The sequence below is a fragment of the Nocardiopsis kunsanensis DSM 44524 genome (assembly GCF_000340965.1).
Classification (GTDB): domain Bacteria; phylum Actinomycetota; class Actinomycetes; order Streptosporangiales; family Streptosporangiaceae; genus Nocardiopsis; species Nocardiopsis kunsanensis.
In genome coordinates this window covers 135172-150609 of record NZ_ANAY01000006.1, presented here as the reverse complement: position 1 = coordinate 150609, position 15438 = coordinate 135172, and the positions used below count along the sequence as shown (strand labels likewise).

Below are 15438 nucleotides of genomic sequence, written 5' to 3'. Positions count from 1 at the left end.
TGTGAAATGTGCGCGGTCCAGGACTTTGGTCCTGGCCGCGCATTATTTTTGTCGGGTCGTTCGGAAGTCGAAGGGTTTGGCTGCCGAGTCACCGGTGCAATGGTTGTATCGGCGTTACGATGGCTACGTTTTCCTTTGACGGCGACTGTATAAGGGTGAATGCACGGTGGTTCATGAAGTAGGTGCACAGGAGAAGATCACGTACGGGCGGAACGACCGGTTCCACGGAGGTCCGGTCGGTGGCGGCCACTTCTGGGTGGACGACGGCGGGCTGCCCGTGGCGAAGATCGGGGGCCCGAAGGAGTGGCGCCCCCGCCCCATGATCGATGTCCGGGAGGGCGACACCTTCAGTGTCGGCGGGCAGGTCTGGAGAGTGACCGAGATCGTCGGGGCGGACACCCCGGAGGCCCATCTTCTCGCCACGAGGGTGAGCTGATCGGCTCCCCGGATTCCATCGGGGCTTTCCGGGCGCGTCGGTGATTGCAACCCCCGGCAACCTTTGTTCGGCGTGCTCGTTTTTGTATTTTCCCTGCGTGGGCCCCCGCCCTTCCGGTGCCGGATGAGGGTGGGGTCCGCTGTTGTTGTGCACGGCCCACCCCGGGAAAGCGTTTCTTTGATCGAGACGCTCCGGTTACCGATTCAGGGGTGCCCGCGTTACCACCGGGTCGTTAGCGTCGAATGTGTTGCACGTGCACCGGGCCGTTGGGGAGGGGAACGCTTCCGCGCCGAACGCCCGGGCTGCTGCGTGCGCCCCCTCGAGGTCGGACCCAGGGGCTGTCCCCCGCCTCTGGGCCCGACCACCGCATGCGCGGCCGCCGTGGGCCCCACCTCCGCCGACCAGTAGCGTCGTGCCATGACTCTTCGACACATCGCGCTCTTCCGCTGGAAGGACGGCGTCACCGATGCCCGGCTCGCCGAGGTCGAGCGGCTCCTCGGGGCCCTGCCCGACGCCGTCCCCCAGCTCCGCTCCTACACCTTCGGCCGGGACGCCGGCATCAGCGACGGGGCCTTCGACTTCGCCGTGGTCGCCGACGTCGATGACGAGGACGGCTTCATCGCCTACCGCGACCACCCCGATCACCAGGCTGCGCTGGCGGTGATCCGACCGTTGCTGGCCGACCGCGCCGCACTCCAGTACCCGCTACCCGAGTAGATCGTGTTTCAGTGGTGGCCTGAGCTTTCAGTGTCCCGCTCAGGTGGGGTAACTGAATCGTAAAGAGCCTTGCGGTAGAACGCGTTCCACAAATATGCTCCCACTATGCCTGATCCGGTGAAGGCGCCCGACGGTTCGGCTGCCGGGTGACCACGGACGCCAGGTGAGAGAAGAACGCCGCCCGCCCGAGCCGGATCGCGCCCCGGCTCCGGGCGGGCGGTGTGCTGCCCGGGGTCAGAGCGTCCGGTAGCAGCCGATCCTCAGGCGAGCAGCCGGGAGATCTCCACGAAGCTCGCGCACGGCCAGGGATGGGCACAGCTCGCGCAGGACTCCTCGCCGTCGGGATGGTGCAGACGCACCAGGTGCGCACACACGGCAGCCAGGGCCGATACCTCCTCGCGCGCGTGCGCGTAGAAGGCGACGTCGTTGATGCGGGACAGTGCGCTGGACGAGGTGGGTGCGGGCAACCCGACCGTGTCGGGTTCCCAGGGGACCGCCCTGTCGCAGCGCTCCTGGATACCCTGGACGCACCGGAGCAGCCTCGTGTGTTCGGACAGTCGCGCGGTGGAGTGGGCACTCGACGGCATCGCTGATCTCCCCCAATGGGTGGATACGCAGCACGTGACCACATAGCGTATACCCATCGTTGCACAATGTCGCGACACACGAAGGCCGTGGTGAAAAGGCGGGCTGCCCCCAAGGGGAGGGGCAGCCCGCGCGGAGGGGGAGAGGGCCTGTGGCCCCGGGGCTCCGAGGGCCCCGGGACAGTGCCCTTCGGGGGTCTCTAGCTGCAGTTGCCGCCGCAGCTGCAGGAACTGCCGCTCTGGCAGCCGCAGCCACAGCTCGATCCGCAGTTGCAGCTGCTCATCGCCGGGGGAGTGGTCAGGTGGGGCACAGTCCCTCCTCAGGGATCGACGCGACGCCCGCCTGCGATCGGCGCCGGGGACCTCCCGGGGGAGCGGCGCGACGGGCGATTTCCCGAACGATGACCTGCCCGCCTCCCGGCTTTCCCAATCCAGGGGATGCGCCTTACCCCACAGTTACTGTCCGTGATCAATAAGTGTGCGGTTCTCATGACCCACGTGAACTGGGGATTCTTTGCTCCGGCCACACGCGGGGAAAATTTCCGCACCCGCAGAATGCCGGGCCATTCGGTGGAATCAAACCTGTTCCAGAAGCATGACCGGAACAGTTGGGCCGAACGCCGACCGCGCAAAGGTACCGGTCATGGTTGTTGTGACTGCCGAAAGCAGGTCCGCGACCAGGGCCGTCGGCATCCCGTACCCTCAGGGGCGGCCGGGCCGCCTGCGCGTGCAGGGCCGGCACAGAGGTCCGGGGCGCCCGGGCTGGGGGACCGGGCGCCCGGTACCAATGGGGGTGGCGCGCACGGAGACCACCGTAGAGCTTCCCGGGGCCACTCGGTGGAGAATGTCCACTTTCGGCCACGAGCGTCTGTCCGGCCTGTCCCACGCCCGCCCCTCGGCCCCCTCCGAGCGGACCGTCCGGCGCCTACTCAGAAAAGGCCCTCGGGCGGCTCGGGGGAGTCCTCGGCGTCGGCGTCGTGCACAGGGAGGACCCCGTCCGTGAACCGGTCGAGTTCCTCCCCGGCCAGCATGCGTGCCATCTCCAGGTCGCGGTGGGCCAGGCGTCCGAGCTCCTCCTCCGGCAACGGGCGGTGCCCGGCCACCAGTACGAGGTTGCCGAACCGGCGCCCGCGCAGGATCCCCGGCTCGGCGGTCAGCACCACGTACGGCAGCACCGACCGCAGCGTCGCCACCTGCCTGCGTGTGTGCCGCAGCGCGTAACCGTCCCCGATGTTGACCACCAGGAAGCCCCCGGGACGCAGCACCCGGGCCGCCTCCGCGTAGTACTCGACGGACGTCAACGAGGCCGGGGTCCGCGCCCCCGAGAACACGTCGCTGACCAACAGGTCGGTGCTGTCGGTGTGCCGGGCACCGATCCACTCCCGCGCGTGCCCGATCCCCACACGCAGCTGCGCACGCCGGTCCCAGGGCAGGTGGCGGCGCACGAGCTCCACCAGCGCCGCGTCGGAGTCCACCGCACGTTGGCGCGAACCCCGGCGCGTGTGGGCCACGTACCGGGCCAACGACAGCGCGCCCGCGCCCAGGTGCAGCGCGTCGATCGGTTCGTGCGCGGGCGCCACCAGGTCGGAGGCGTGTGCGATCCGGCGCATGTACGAGAAATCCAGGTAGGAGGGGTCCGCCAGGTCCACGTGCGACTGGGGCGTGCCCTCCACGACCAGGAACCAGGAATCGGCCCGGTCGGCGTCGGCCAACAGCTCGACACCCGGTACCCGTGCCTCGGTGAGTACGTCGTCACCGCGCTCACGTGCCCCGCGCCGTCGTCCCATGCCACTGCTCCCGTCCGTTCGACCGCACCAAGACTAGGCCGCTGACAGGGGTCGAAGGGTGAGGAGCGTGGCCCTGACCGGTCGACGGGGCCGGTCCGCGCCGGTACGCACCGTTCAGGAGAGTGCCGCGGGCTGTTCGGCGTCGACGAGCGCGAAGTCCTCCTCCGACAGTTCCAGATCGGCGGCCGCGGCGCTCGAGCGCACACTCTCAGGGCGCGAGGCCCCCGGGATCGGCACCATGACCGGGGACTTGGCCAGCATCCACGCCAGGCACACCTGGTGGGAGGAGGCACCCACACGTTCCCCGACCTCGGCGAGGACCGGATGCCGTTCGCTCAACCCGCCGGCGCTCTTGCGGCCGCCGAACGGGCTCCACGGCAGGAACGCGATCCCCCGCTCGGCGCAGAGCTCCAGCTCCGGTTCCGAGGAACGGAAATCGGGGGAGAACTCGTTCTGCACCGCCGCCAGGCGTCCGCCCAGCACGTGGTCGGCCGCCACGATCCGGGCCGGGTCGGCGTTGGAGATCCCGACCATCGCGACCTTGCCCTCGTCCAGGAGCTCGGCGAATGCTCCGAGCGTGTCCTCGTAGGGCACGGCCGGGTCGGGTCGGTGGTGCTGGTACAGGTCGATCCTCTCCACGCCGAGTCGGCGCAGGGAGTCCTCGCACGCCTTCCTGATGTACTCGGGGCGTCCGTTCAGCCCCCACCCGCCGTCGGCGTCCCGTGTGTGGCCGCCCTTGGTGGCCACCATCACGTCCGAGGCGTCCCCCGGGCGGTCGCGCAGGGCCTCGGCGACCAGGAGCTCGTTGTGCCCCGTGCCGGAACCGTCCGGATGGTAGGCGTCGGCGGTGTCGATCAGACGCACACCGGCGTCGAGGGCCGCGTGCACCGTCGCCACGGCAAGACCCGGATCCGGCATCCCGGTCCGTGACAACGGCATCGCGCCCAGACCGACCGCACTGACCGCCCGTCCACCGATGGTCCTGGTACGCATGGCTCACTGCCTTTCCGAGAGAGTGGGGAACGTCCGTGCGCGGGGCAACCGTGCCGGGGAGGGCCCTACCCCGCACGAACTCTGGGCGAACGCCCCCCCCGACAGCCGTTAGCCTGGGATTCCCCGAGAAACCGATCGCGCCCTGACGGGCGCATGCACCGAGGAGTGGCCGTGCTACTGCGGATGTCGACCCTGTTCCTGCGCACCCTGCGCGAGGACCCGGCGGACGCCGAGGTACCGAGCCACAAGCTCATGGTGCGCGGAGGCTACGTACGCCGAGCTGCACCCGGCATCTACTCGTGGCTGCCGCTGGGCAAGATCGTCCTGGACAACGTCGCCGACATCGTCCGGGAGGAGATGAACGCGATCGACGCCCAGGAACTCCTCCTGCCGGCGCTGCTGCCCCGCGAGTACTACGAGACCACGGGCCGCTGGGACGACTACGGCGACACCCTGTTCCGCCTCCAGGACCGCAAGGGCGCCGACTACCTGCTCGGGCCCACGCACGAGGAGATCTTCGCCCACCTGGTCAAGGGCGAGTACACCTCCTACAAGGACTTCCCGGTCTGGCTGTACCAGATCAAGGAGAAGTTCCGCGACGAGGCCCGGCCCCGCGCCGGTGTGCTGCGCGGGCGCGAGTTCCACATGAAGGACGCCTACTCCTTCGACATCGACGACGAAGGGCTGTCCTCCTCCTACGAACGTTTCCGCGCCGCCTACGTGAGGATCTTCGAGCGCCTGGGCCTGGAGTACGTCATCGTCTCGGCCACCGCCGGCGCCATGGGCGGTTCGAAGTCCGAGGAGTTCCTGGCCGTGGCCCCCTCGGGCGAGGACACCTTCGTGCGCAGCACCGAAACGGACTACGCAGCCAACGTCGAGGCCGTGGAGGTGCCCGCACCGCAGGCGCTGCCGCTCGACGGGCTTCCCGAGGCCACCGAGCACCACACCCCCGACACCGCCACGATCCAGACCCTCGTGGACTTCCTCAACGCCGCCGACCTGGGCCGTGACTTCAGCGAGGCCGACACCCTCAAGAACGTGCTGGTCAAGACGCGCGAACCCGGTTCCGAGGAGTGGCAGCTCCTCGCCGTCGGTGTGCCCGGCGACCGGGAGGTCGACATGAAGCGTCTGGAGGCGGCCCTGGAACCGGCCGAGGTCGCCGTCCTGGACGAGAAGGACTTCCAGGAGAGCCCGTTCCTGGTCAAGGGCTACATCGGCCCGCGCTCCCTGCTCGACAACAAGGTGCGCTACCTCGTCGACCCGCGCATCGTGACCGGTACCCGTTGGGTCACGGGCGCCGACCGCCCCGAGCACCATGTGATCGACCTCACCGTGGGGCGGGACTTCACCCCGGACGGGACCATCGACGTGGCCGAGGTGCGGGACGGCGATCCCTCGCCCGACGGGCGGGGCACGCTCTACACCGCGCGCGGTATCGAGATCGGCCACGTCTTCCAGCTCGGCCGCAAGTACACCGACGCGGTCGAGCTCGACGCGCTCGGTCCCGACGGTAAGCCCAAGCGCGTGACCATGGGTTCCTACGGCATCGGCGTCTCGCGTGTGGTCGCCTCCATCGTGGAGCAGTCCCACGACGACAAGGGGATCGTGTGGCCCCGCGCCGTCGCCCCCGCCGACGTGCACGTGGTCGGCACCGGCAAGGGCGACCAGATCGAGGAGGCCCTGCGTATCTCCGGGGAACTCGAACAGCGCGGGCTGCGGGTGCTGGTCGACGACCGCAAGGGTGTGTCCCCGGGGGTGAAGTTCACCGACGCCGAGCTCCTGGGCGTGCCCACGACCGTCATCGTGGGCCGCGGCCTCAAGGACGGCGTCGTGGAGCTGCGCGACCGTGCCGACGGCGGCCGTGAGGAGGTCGCCCTCGAGGAGATCGTCGAGCGCACCGTTCGAGCCTGCGGGGCCTGACCCCGCCGGGGCCCGGCCGGTACGGGCCCCGCAGCCTCCTCCGCGCCGGAGGTTCCGTCCCGGGACGGAACCCTGCGTCCGGGCCGAAAGGCGCCCGGACGCTCGGTGCGCGATCCCCTCCCGGGGCCTCAGCTGCCTTCGAAACCGGGCAGGGAGTCCAGCTCGCCGCCCCACTCCAGGGCCCGCACAGTGGCCTCCTGCAGGAGGCGTGTCCCCGTCGTGCGCAGGTCCGTGTCGTCGGCCGCCGTCAACCACAGGGCGGCCCGCGCGCACGTGTTCTCCACCCCGACCACGAAGTCGTCGATGCTCCGGCCGTCCTTGTCGGAGGGCAACGGGTACGTGGGTCGTACCGCTGGGGGAGAACCGTCCCGGTCGAGCATCGCCTCCCGCAGCTCGGCGCGCGTGCTCTTGTGCTCGCCGGCCAGCGCGAGACCCCGGGAGCGCCGGTCCTCGTCACCGGCAGAACCGCCCACGAACTCGTACGCGTACACCGCGGCGTACTCGGCCCGCAGCGCCTCCGCCAGTACCGACACCGCGTCACCGGCGGTCTCGGACTCCTCGCTCATCCGTCACCGCTCCTCACCGTTCGTGCTCCGTTGGTGCTCACACCTCGTCGAGAAGGTACGTGTGCCCCGCCTCGCACGCCCCGATCGAACCGATCAGCTGTGCCAGGCCCCGGTCGGTGACGGCCGCCGCTTGGTCGGGCCGCGCCCCCGCGGCCGCGGCCTCCATGGCCCGGAGCGCTGCCGTCGACGGAGCCTCGGCCAGGTCGGGGTCCTCCTCCGGGGGGACCGGCCCGGGCGAACCCTCCTCGGCCGGCGGGGTGGGCTCGGCTCCTTCGGGCAGGGCGTCCGTCAACGCGTCCAGGTGGGCGCGGTGGTCCTCCGAGAGCCGGTCCAACAGGTCCGAGGGGCCGGAACCGTCCGCCAGGGCCTTCTCGTACCGCACGAGCAAGCGTTCCTTCTCCCGCAGGAGTGAACGCAACACGTGCTCGTCCGGGGTCGTCCCCGAGGGATACCAGTCCACGGTGCCGCACCCCGTGACGGCCGCGGCCGACGCACCGGCCACCACCATCCCCAGGAGCGCACGTCTGCTGACACCAGCCGCTACCCGGACCACTCGGACTCCTCCCCGTCGTTCTCGCTCCATCTTTCCACGCCCAGTACCGGACCGGGACAGCGCGATCCCCGGCACACGGGCGATCGGGTCCGCCCGGGGCACGTGTCGACGCGCCCCGGCCACGGACCGCGACCTGGCAGCTCTCAGGAGTGGATACCCTGTGCAGCACAGCCGCCGTCGCACGCGATGCGCGGCAGGTTCGCGTTCCCCCCGGGAAGCGGGCCGATTCGTCGCAGACTACGTACAGAGCTGGACCGCCCCGGTCACAGGCCACCAGGCCTCGCGGGCGGAATTTCGCCGTTGTGAGGGGCAGAACACGACATGGGAGCGCAGGAGCGTGACGAGCGCATCGTCGAGCTGCTGGAGCCGGTCCTGGCACAGGCCGGGCTGGACCTCGAAGAAATCGAGCTGACCCCGGCCGGTAAACGCCGGATCCTGCGTGTGACCGTGGACTCCGACGAAGGGGTCGGTCTGGACGCCATCGGTGAGGTCTCGCAGGAGGCCTCCACGGCCCTGGACGCCTCCGACGTCATGGGGAAGACGCCCTACGTCCTGGAGATCACCTCGCCCGGAGCCGAGCGCTCGCTGACGCAACCCAGGCACTGGCGCCGTTCCCGGGGCCGGATGGTCAAGGTCCACCTCACCGAGGGAGGGCCGGTCACCGGCCGTGTCGTCGACTCCGACGAACAGGGCGCCACCCTGAAGGTCAAGGGTCAGCCCCGGACCTACGCCTACGCCGACATCGCCAAGGCCAAGGTCCAGGTGGAATTCCGTCGCGACGACGACGCGGCGGGCTAGAGGGGGAGCCCCGTGGACATTGACATGAGCGTCCTTCGCAGCTTGGAGCGCGAGAAGGACATCGCGGTCGAGCTGGTGGCCAAAGCCATCGAGGACGCGTTGCTGATCGCTTACCACCGCGAGGAGGGCACCGACAGGCGCGCCCGTGTGGAACTGAACCGGTCCAGCGGGCACGTGACCGTGTGGGTGTCCGAGACGGGGGAAGGGGGCGAGGTCGTCGGTGAGTACGACGGCACCCCCACCGGGTTCGGGCGCATCGCGACCTCCACCGCCAAACAGGTCATCCTCCAGCGCCTGCGTGACGCCGAGGACGAACTGACCCTGGGCGAGTTCGCCGGCCGCGAGAACGACATCGTCTCCGGGATCATCCAGCAGGGCAAGGATCCCCGCAACGTTCTGGTCGACCTCGGCAAGGTCGAGGCGGTGCTGCCCCCGCAGGAGCAGGTCCCCACGGAGGAGTACGTCCACGGGGAACGGCTGCGCGCCTACGTGGTGCAGGTCCGCAAGGGCCACCGCGGCCCGTCGGTCACGCTGTCGCGCACCCACCCCAACCTGGTGCGCAAGCTCTTCGAGCTGGAGGTCCCCGAGATCGCCGACGGCACGGTCCAGATCTCCTCGATCGCCCGCGAGGCCGGGCACCGTACCAAGATGGCGGTGCACTCCAACCGGGGCGGTGTCAACGCCAAGGGTGCCTGCATCGGTCCGCTCGGCAGCCGTGTCCGCAACGTCATGGCGGAGCTGCACGGCGAGAAGATCGACATCGTCGACTCCTCGGAGGACCCCGCGGAGCTCGTCGCCAACGCCCTGTCGCCGGCGCGGGTGAACTCGGTGGAGATCCTCGACCTGGCCGCGCGTGTGGCCCGTGTCGTCGTGCCCGACTACCAGCAGTCCCTCGCCATCGGCAAGGAGGGACAGAACGCCCGACTGGCCGCGCGTCTCACCGGGTGGCGTATCGACATCCGTTCGGATGCCGAGCCCGAGGGCGAGGGCGTGGGCGAGATCGCTGACCCCTCCGACGTACCGCCCTCGGCGGGCTGATCGGATCGCACCCATGCCCGAACACGATATGGTGGGTGGAGACGGTCCCGAGCGCCCCGTGCGTACGTGCGTCGGGTGCCGCACCCGTGCCGCGAAGGCAGATCTGGTGCGGCTCGTCAACGACCACGGTCGCGTCACGCCCGACATCCGGGGAGGACTGCCCGGGCGCGGCGCTCACCTGCATCGGGACCGGCGCTGTCTGGAACTGGCGCAACGCCGTCGAGCCTGGTCGCGGGCCTTCCGCACCGGGGTCCCCCGGGGAGTCGGCGCGTGGGACGACTCACGCGTGGCGGCTCTCTTCGGCCCGGACCCGTAGACTCACCGGATCACGAATCCGGTTAGGGTTGGAATGTCTGGGCCGGTCTCAGGGTTGTCATGACCGAGGCCGGCGAAACGGTGCTGCGTGGGCATGCAGAACCGGCCCATTGTTGTGTAGCGATGAGGAAGCAGGTCGAGATTGCGATGAGCGCCTGATGAGTACGCAGCGATGAGTAGTAACTCAAGCTAACGACGGTCCGGTACGTGCCCAGCCCCGGACCGAAGCTGAAGGAGAGTAGTGGCGAAGGTCCGGGTATACGAACTCGCCAAGGAGTTCGGCGTAGAGAGCAAGGTCGTCCTGGCCAAGCTCAATGACATGGGCGAATTCGTCCGTTCGGCATCCTCCACGATAGAGGCTCCGGTCGTACGACGCCTGAAGGAAGCCTTCAACGAATCCGGTAACGGCGGCGGCAACGGCGACAGCGATGCCGAAGCCAAGAAGAAGCCTGCCCCGAAGCCGGGTCCCAAGCCCGCTCCGCAGGGTGAGGTGTCCAAGCCTGGCCCGAAGCCGGGTCCCAAGCCCGCTCCGCAGGGTGAGGCGCCCAAGCCTGGCCCGAAGCCGGGTCCCAAGCCCGCTCCGCAGGGTGAGGCGTCCAAGCCTGCCCCGAAGCCGGGTCCCAAGCCCGCTCCGCAGGGTGAGGCGCCCAAGCCCGGTCCGAAGCCGGGTCCCAAGCCTGCATCGCAGGGTGAGGCTCCCAAGCCCGGTCCGAAGCCGGGCCCGCAGGGCGGCCGTCCCCAGAGCGGTGAGCAGCGCGGCCGCGGCCCGAAGCCGGGCCCGCGCCCGAGCGGTCCCCGTCCGGGCAACAACCCGTTCGCGTCCAACGCCACCGGCATGGGCACCAACAAGCCTGCCCCGAAGCCGGGCCCGCGCTCCGGCGGTGCCCCGAAGCCGGGCCCGCAGGGCGGCGGCGAACGCGCCCCGCGTCCCGGTGGCGGCGCCCCGAAGCCGGGTCCGCGTCCCGGGCCCCGTCCCGGTCCGCCCGCCGGCGGCTCCGGCGGCTCCGGTGGCTCCGGCGGCTCCGGTGGCTCCGCGCGTCCCGGTGGCGCTCCGAAGCCGGGTCCGCGTCCGGGCGCTCCGCGCCCCAGCCCGATGAACATGCCGGCATCGCGCCCGACCCCGCCCCCGGGCGGTGGCCGCGGTGGCGGTGGCGGCCGCCCGGGTGGCGGTGGCGGCCGCGGTCGTCCCGGTGCACCTGCAGGCCCGCGTCCGGGCGGTGGTCGTCCCGGCGGCTTCGGCGGTCGTCCCGGCGGTCGTGGCCGCGGCGGCGGTACCGCTGGTGCGTTCGGTCGTCCCGGTGGCCGTCCGGGCCGTTCCCGCAAGTCCAAGAAGCAGCGTCGTCAAGAGTTCCACGACTTCCAGGCCCCGTCCTTCGGTGGCGTGAAGATCCCCAGTGGGAACAACCAGACGATCCGTCTGTCGCGCGGCGCCTCTCTCTCGGACTTCGGTGACAAGATCGACGTCAACCCGGCGTCGCTGGTCCAGGTCATGATGCACCTGGGCGAGATGGCCACCGCGACCCAGTCCCTGCCGGACGAGGCCCTCGTCCTGCTCGGTGAAGAGCTCAAGTACAAGGTCGAGGTCGTCAGTCCCGAGGACGAGGACCGCGAGCTCCTGGAGTCCTTCTCCATCGACTTCGGTGAGAACAGGGGCAGTGACGAGGACCTGCGTCCGCGTCCGCCGGTGGTCACCGTCATGGGTCACGTCGACCACGGTAAGACCCGGCTGCTGGACACCATCCGAAAGGCCAACGTCGTCAGCGGCGAGGCCGGCGGGATCACTCAGCACATCGGTGCCTACCAGGTCGCCACGGAGGTCGACGAGGAGGAGCGCAGGCTCACCTTCATCGACACTCCTGGTCACGAGGCGTTCACCGCCATGCGTGCCCGTGGTGCCAAGGCCACCGACATCGCCGTGCTGGTCGTGGCCGCCGACGACGGGGTCAAGCCGCAGACGGCCGAGGCCATCGACCACGCCAAGGCGGCAGAAGTGCCGATCGTGGTCGCGGTCAACAAGATCGACGTCGAGGGTGCCGACCCGCAGAAGGTCCGTGCCCAGATGACCGAGTACGGCCTGGTCGCCGAGGAGTACGGCGGCGACGTGCAGTTCGTCGACATCTCGGCCCTCAAGGGCGATAACATCGACGCCCTGCTGGAGTCGGTCGTGCTGACCTCCGACGCGGCGCTCGACCTCAAGGCGAACCCGGGGATGGAGGCCCAGGGACTGGCCATCGAGGCCTACCTCGACCGCGGCCGGGGTTCCATGGCCACCGTCCTGGTGCAGCGCGGAACGCTCAACGTCGGTGACTCCATCGTCTGCGGCGACGCGCACGGCCGTGTGCGTGCCATGCTCAACGAGCACGGCCAGAACGTGGAGAGCGCAGAGCCGTCCCGCCCGGTGCAGGTCCTGGGTCTGACCAACGTGCCCAGCGCCGGCGACAACTTCCTGGTGGTCAAGGACGACCGGGTCGCGCGGCAGATCGCGCAGCAGCGTGAGGCGCGCGAGCGTTTCGCCCAGCAGGCGCGTTCGGCCCGTCGGGTCACCCTCGACACCTGGCAGGAGCACCTCAAGGAGGGCGAGCGTTCCGAGCTCCTCCTGCTCATCAAGGGTGACACCTCCGGTTCGGTCGAGGCTCTCGAGGAGTCGCTGCTCAAGATCGACGCCGGTGGTGACGAGGTCAGTATCCGCGTCATCGGTCGCGGTGTCGGTGCGATCACGCAGAACGACATCAACCTGGCGACGTCCGCAGATGCGATCATCGTCGGCTTCAACGTTCGGCCCGAGGGCAAGAACAGCGAGCTGGCCGACCGCATGGGTGTGGACATCCGGTACTACTCGATCATCTACCAGGCCATCGACGAGGTCGAGGCCGCCGTCAAGGGTCTCCTCAAGCCCATCTACGAGGAGGTCCAGCTCGGCAGCGCCGAGATCCGCGAGGTCTTCAAGGTGCCGAAGATCGGCAACATCGCCGGTTCGATCGTCCGCAACGGTCTGATCCGCCGCAACGCCAAGGCACGCCTCATCCGCGAGGGTGTCGTCATCTCCGAGAACCTCAACGTGGAATCCCTGCGCAGGTTCAAGGACGACGCCACCGAGGTCCGCGAGGGCTTCGAGTGCGGTATCGGTGTCGGCTACAACGACCTCAGGGTCGAGGACGTCATCGAGACCTACGAGATGAAGGAGAAGCCCCGCGACTGATCGGAGCAGGGTGTACTCCGGGCTCGCGCGGAGCCCGAATCCGTGAGGGGCCCCGGCCGGCACACGGCCGGGGCCCCGCCTTTGACGGTTCACACACACCACGGGTGATCACTTGTACGTTGGGGCGCTGACGCTGGACCTCCTCCTTGGTGACGTCCATTCGCTCAAACAGAAACGTTCGCTGGTCCGCCCGGTCCTGTCCGAACTGCGCCGGAAGTTCTCGGTGTCGGTCTCGGAGGTGGGTGATCAGGACCTGTACCGGCGGGCCAAGATCGGTGTGGCGGTGGTGGCACCGTCGGCCGCCCACACCAGGAACCAGATGGACAGTTGCGAACGCTTCGTCGCGGACCGTCCCGAACTGGAGCTGCTGTCCGCCAGGCAGCGGCTCTTCAACGAAGAGGAAGAAGACGATGGTTGACGCCGCACGCGCGCGCCGGATCGCCGACCGCATCCAGCGCATCGTCGCCGAGATGCTGGACCGGCGCATCAAGGACCCGCGCCTGGGTTTTGTCACCGTGACCGATGCGCGCATCACCGCTGACCTGCGGGATGCCACGGTGTACTACACGGTGTTCGGCAGTACCGAGGAGCAGGCCGCCTCCGCCGCTGCCATGGAGAGCGCCAAGGGCGTGATCCGCAGTGAGGTGGGCCGCCAGACCGGGATCCGCCACACCCCTTCCCTGACCTTCGTCGTCGACGAGGTGCAGGAGAATGCCCAGCACATCGAGCAGCTGCTGGCCCAGGCACGCCGCGAGGACGAGGAGAAGGCCGAGCGGGCCGCCGGGGCCACCCCGGTGGGCGAGGCAGACCCGTACAAGGCCCCCCGCGAGCCCGAGGACGAGTAGAACCGGCGGCGGCCCCGTGCCGCCGCCCCTTCTTCGATGAGGAGCACCATGGCCGACAGCGGTGTCGTGGTCGTCGACAAGCCCGCCGACTGGACCTCGCACGACGTGGTCGCCCGCACCCGCCGCCTGGCGCGCACGCGCCGGGTCGGACACGCGGGGACGCTGGACCCGATGGCGACCGGGGTACTGGTGCTGGGGATCGAGAAGGGCACCAAGCTCCTCGGACACCTGACCCTCACCGAGAAGACCTATGAGGGGACCTTCCGCCTGGGGCTGGCCACCAACACCGACGACGCCGAGGGCGAGGCCGGGGAACGCCGCGACGCCTCAGCCGTGACCGAGGATGCTGTGCGGGCTGCCGCCGCCGACCTGACCGGGACCATCCAGCAGGTCCCACCGCAGGTCAGCGCGATCAAGGTGGACGGGAAGCGGGCCTACAAGTCCGCCCGTGAGGGCAAGGAGGCCGCCCTGAAGGCCCGTGAGACCACCGTGTCGGAGTTCGAGATCACCGGGGTGCGCCGTGTCGATGACCCCGGCGGCGTCTTCGTCGACGTCGATGCTGTGGTGACCTGCTCCAGCGGCACATACATCCGCTCCCTGGCCCGCGACATGGGCGAGGCCCTGGGGGTGGGCGGGCACCTGAGCGCCCTGCGCCGTACACGTGTGGGCCCCTACGACCTGTCGCAGGCACGTACCCTCGACGAACTCGCCGAGGAGTTCACGCAGCTGCCCCTGGCCCGGTCCGTGGCCGCCGCGTTCCCCGTGCGGACCATGGACGAGGGCGAGACAGCGCGGATCCGGCACGGGAACCGGATCGGCCCCAGCTCGCTCGGCGACGGCCCGATCGGGTTGTTCGCCCCCGACGGCACCGTGGTCGCCCTGGGGGAGAACCGCCCGGGGCACATGAAACCCGTCGTGGTCTTCGACCCGGCGTGATCAGAGCTTGACCACACCCGCTCCTCCCGCACAGAGCGTTTTGAGGCCGTCGGGGTCGGAGGTCAGTACGACCGTCGGTCCGTCCGCGGCGAGAGCGGTGGCACACAGGATCGCGTCGATCGCGTGTCGGTGCCCGTGTAGCCGGTTCCGGGCGAGGAGCGCGCTCGCCGAGCGTGCGATCTCTTCGGTCACCGGTGAGACGACGATACGCGGGAGCGTCCACTCCAGTGCTGGGTGGTTGATCTTCGGGTGTATGACTTCCACGAGGGTGGCCGCGCTGGTCAGCACTGTGATGTCGCCTGAAAGCGCTGTGGAGAGCCAGTCTGTGACCGTGCGTTCGCGCCGTACCGCTCGGGAAAGGCCCTCACTGTCCAGGACGATGGTCCTGACCAGAGGCTCGGGGGTAGGGCTCACGCTGCATCCTCTTGTCCCGTGCTCCGATGTTTGTTCGTCTTCGACGGGGTGACGCCCTGTTCCTCCAACGCCCGGCGCATCTCATCGCGGACCTCGCTCTTACGGCCGTCGTTGACCTGCCCGTTCTCGGCCTCGAGGACCTCCACGAGTTCGGCCAGCCGATCATGCTGCAATTGCCGTCTCACAGCCTGGGTCACATAGGCCGAAAGCCCCGCGCCCCCGCTCTGTGTGCGCGCGTCCTCGGCGAGGTTCTCGGGCAGGGTCACGGAATATTTCTTGGTGGTGTCAACCATGCTACTTATGCTACTGAGTATGCCACCTTCTGGCCATCCCTTGC

General features: G+C 69.5%; 17 protein-coding genes. 10 read left to right on the top strand and 7 right to left on the bottom strand.

Going from position 1 to position 15438, the window contains the following annotated elements; all coding sequences use genetic code 11:
* Positions 1–166 precede the first annotated feature (166 nt).
* Together D456_RS0105085 and D456_RS0105080 are read left to right on the top strand one after the other, a co-directional pair.
* The gene (locus D456_RS0105085; RefSeq protein WP_017575079.1) at positions 167–436 is read left to right on the top strand and encodes a DUF6406 domain-containing protein; all 270 of its coding nucleotides are present in this window, start codon (positions 167–169) and stop codon (positions 434–436) included.
* Between the two features lie 417 nt (positions 437–853).
* Positions 854–1153: a Dabb family protein gene (locus D456_RS0105080; RefSeq protein ID WP_017575078.1), complete on the top strand. Its 300-nt coding sequence runs from the start codon at positions 854–856 to the stop codon at positions 1151–1153.
* A gap of 260 nt (positions 1154–1413) precedes the next feature.
* On the opposite strand, the gene D456_RS0105075 is transcribed toward D456_RS0105080, so the two are convergent.
* The 3 genes from D456_RS0105075 to D456_RS0105065 form a co-directional block, all read right to left on the bottom strand.
* On the bottom strand, positions 1414–1740 hold the full coding sequence (locus D456_RS0105075) for a hypothetical protein (RefSeq protein WP_017575077.1): 327 nt from the start codon (positions 1738–1740) through the stop codon (positions 1414–1416).
* Positions 1741–2666: 926 nt separating this feature from the next.
* On the bottom strand, positions 2667–3524 hold the full coding sequence (locus D456_RS0105070; RefSeq protein WP_017575076.1) for a spermidine synthase: 858 nt from the start codon (positions 3522–3524) through the stop codon (positions 2667–2669).
* A 114-nt stretch (positions 3525–3638) separates the two neighbouring features.
* On the bottom strand, positions 3639–4517 hold the full coding sequence (locus tag D456_RS0105065; protein WP_017575075.1) for an aldo/keto reductase: 879 nt from the start codon (positions 4515–4517) through the stop codon (positions 3639–3641).
* A gap of 183 nt (positions 4518–4700) precedes the next feature.
* On the opposite strand from D456_RS0105065, the gene D456_RS0105060 reads away from it, so the two are divergent.
* Positions 4701–6437, top strand: a complete 1737-nt coding sequence (locus tag D456_RS0105060) for a proline--tRNA ligase (protein WP_017575074.1) — start codon at positions 4701–4703, stop codon at positions 6435–6437.
* Between the two features lie 128 nt (positions 6438–6565).
* On the opposite strand, the gene D456_RS0105055 is transcribed toward D456_RS0105060, so the two are convergent.
* Both D456_RS0105055 and D456_RS0105050 read right to left on the bottom strand, forming a co-directional pair.
* Positions 6566–7003, bottom strand: a complete 438-nt coding sequence (locus D456_RS0105055) for a ferritin-like domain-containing protein (RefSeq protein WP_017575073.1) — start codon at positions 7001–7003, stop codon at positions 6566–6568.
* Positions 7004–7040: 37 nt separating this feature from the next.
* Positions 7041–7511 (bottom strand): ferritin-like domain-containing protein, encoded by a 471-nt coding sequence (locus tag D456_RS0105050; RefSeq protein WP_017575072.1) that lies wholly within the window; start codon positions 7509–7511, stop codon positions 7041–7043.
* A 366-nt stretch (positions 7512–7877) separates the two neighbouring features.
* Here D456_RS0105050 and rimP point away from each other — a divergent pair, with 366 nt between their 5' ends.
* The 7 genes from rimP to truB all read left to right on the top strand — a co-directional run bounded on the left by rimP (position 7878) and on the right by truB (position 14687).
* On the top strand, positions 7878–8354 hold the full coding sequence (rimP, locus tag D456_RS0105045; RefSeq protein ID WP_017575071.1) for a ribosome maturation factor RimP: 477 nt from the start codon (positions 7878–7880) through the stop codon (positions 8352–8354).
* Between the two features lie 24 nt (positions 8355–8378).
* The gene (gene nusA / locus D456_RS0105040) at positions 8379–9392 is read left to right on the top strand and encodes a transcription termination factor NusA (RefSeq protein ID WP_026115583.1); all 1014 of its coding nucleotides are present in this window, start codon (positions 8379–8381) and stop codon (positions 9390–9392) included.
* A 13-nt stretch (positions 9393–9405) separates the two neighbouring features.
* On the top strand, positions 9406–9708 hold the full coding sequence (locus D456_RS23680; RefSeq protein ID WP_017575069.1) for a YlxR family protein: 303 nt from the start codon (positions 9406–9408) through the stop codon (positions 9706–9708).
* 240 nt (positions 9709–9948) lie between these two features.
* The gene (gene infB / locus D456_RS25480) at positions 9949–12906 is read left to right on the top strand and encodes a translation initiation factor IF-2 (protein ID WP_026115581.1); all 2958 of its coding nucleotides are present in this window, start codon (positions 9949–9951) and stop codon (positions 12904–12906) included.
* Positions 12907–13018: 112 nt separating this feature from the next.
* Positions 13019–13324: a DUF503 domain-containing protein gene (locus tag D456_RS0105025; protein WP_017575066.1), complete on the top strand. Its 306-nt coding sequence runs from the start codon at positions 13019–13021 to the stop codon at positions 13322–13324.
* A complete protein-coding gene (rbfA, locus tag D456_RS0105020; RefSeq protein ID WP_017575065.1) occupies positions 13317–13751 on the top strand; it encodes a 30S ribosome-binding factor RbfA in 435 nt (144 codons plus the stop codon). The genes D456_RS0105025 and rbfA overlap by 8 nt, the downstream gene beginning before the upstream one ends.
* A gap of 48 nt (positions 13752–13799) precedes the next feature.
* The gene (gene truB / locus D456_RS0105015) at positions 13800–14687 is read left to right on the top strand and encodes a tRNA pseudouridine(55) synthase TruB (protein ID WP_017575064.1); all 888 of its coding nucleotides are present in this window, start codon (positions 13800–13802) and stop codon (positions 14685–14687) included.
* Here the strand turns inward: truB and D456_RS0105010 are convergent, their stop codons facing one another.
* Together D456_RS0105010 and D456_RS0105005 are read right to left on the bottom strand one after the other, a co-directional pair.
* Positions 14688–15101, bottom strand: coding sequence for a type II toxin-antitoxin system VapC family toxin (locus D456_RS0105010; RefSeq protein ID WP_017575063.1), 414 nt, complete (start codon positions 15099–15101; stop codon positions 14688–14690). It lies immediately after the preceding gene.
* Positions 15098–15394 carry a hypothetical protein gene (locus D456_RS0105005; RefSeq protein ID WP_017575062.1) on the bottom strand — a complete coding sequence of 99 codons (297 nt, stop codon included), beginning with the start codon at positions 15392–15394 and terminating at the stop codon, positions 15098–15100. Before D456_RS0105005 ends, D456_RS0105010 begins: the two co-directional genes overlap by 4 nt.
* Between the last annotated feature and the right edge of the window lie 44 nt (positions 15395–15438).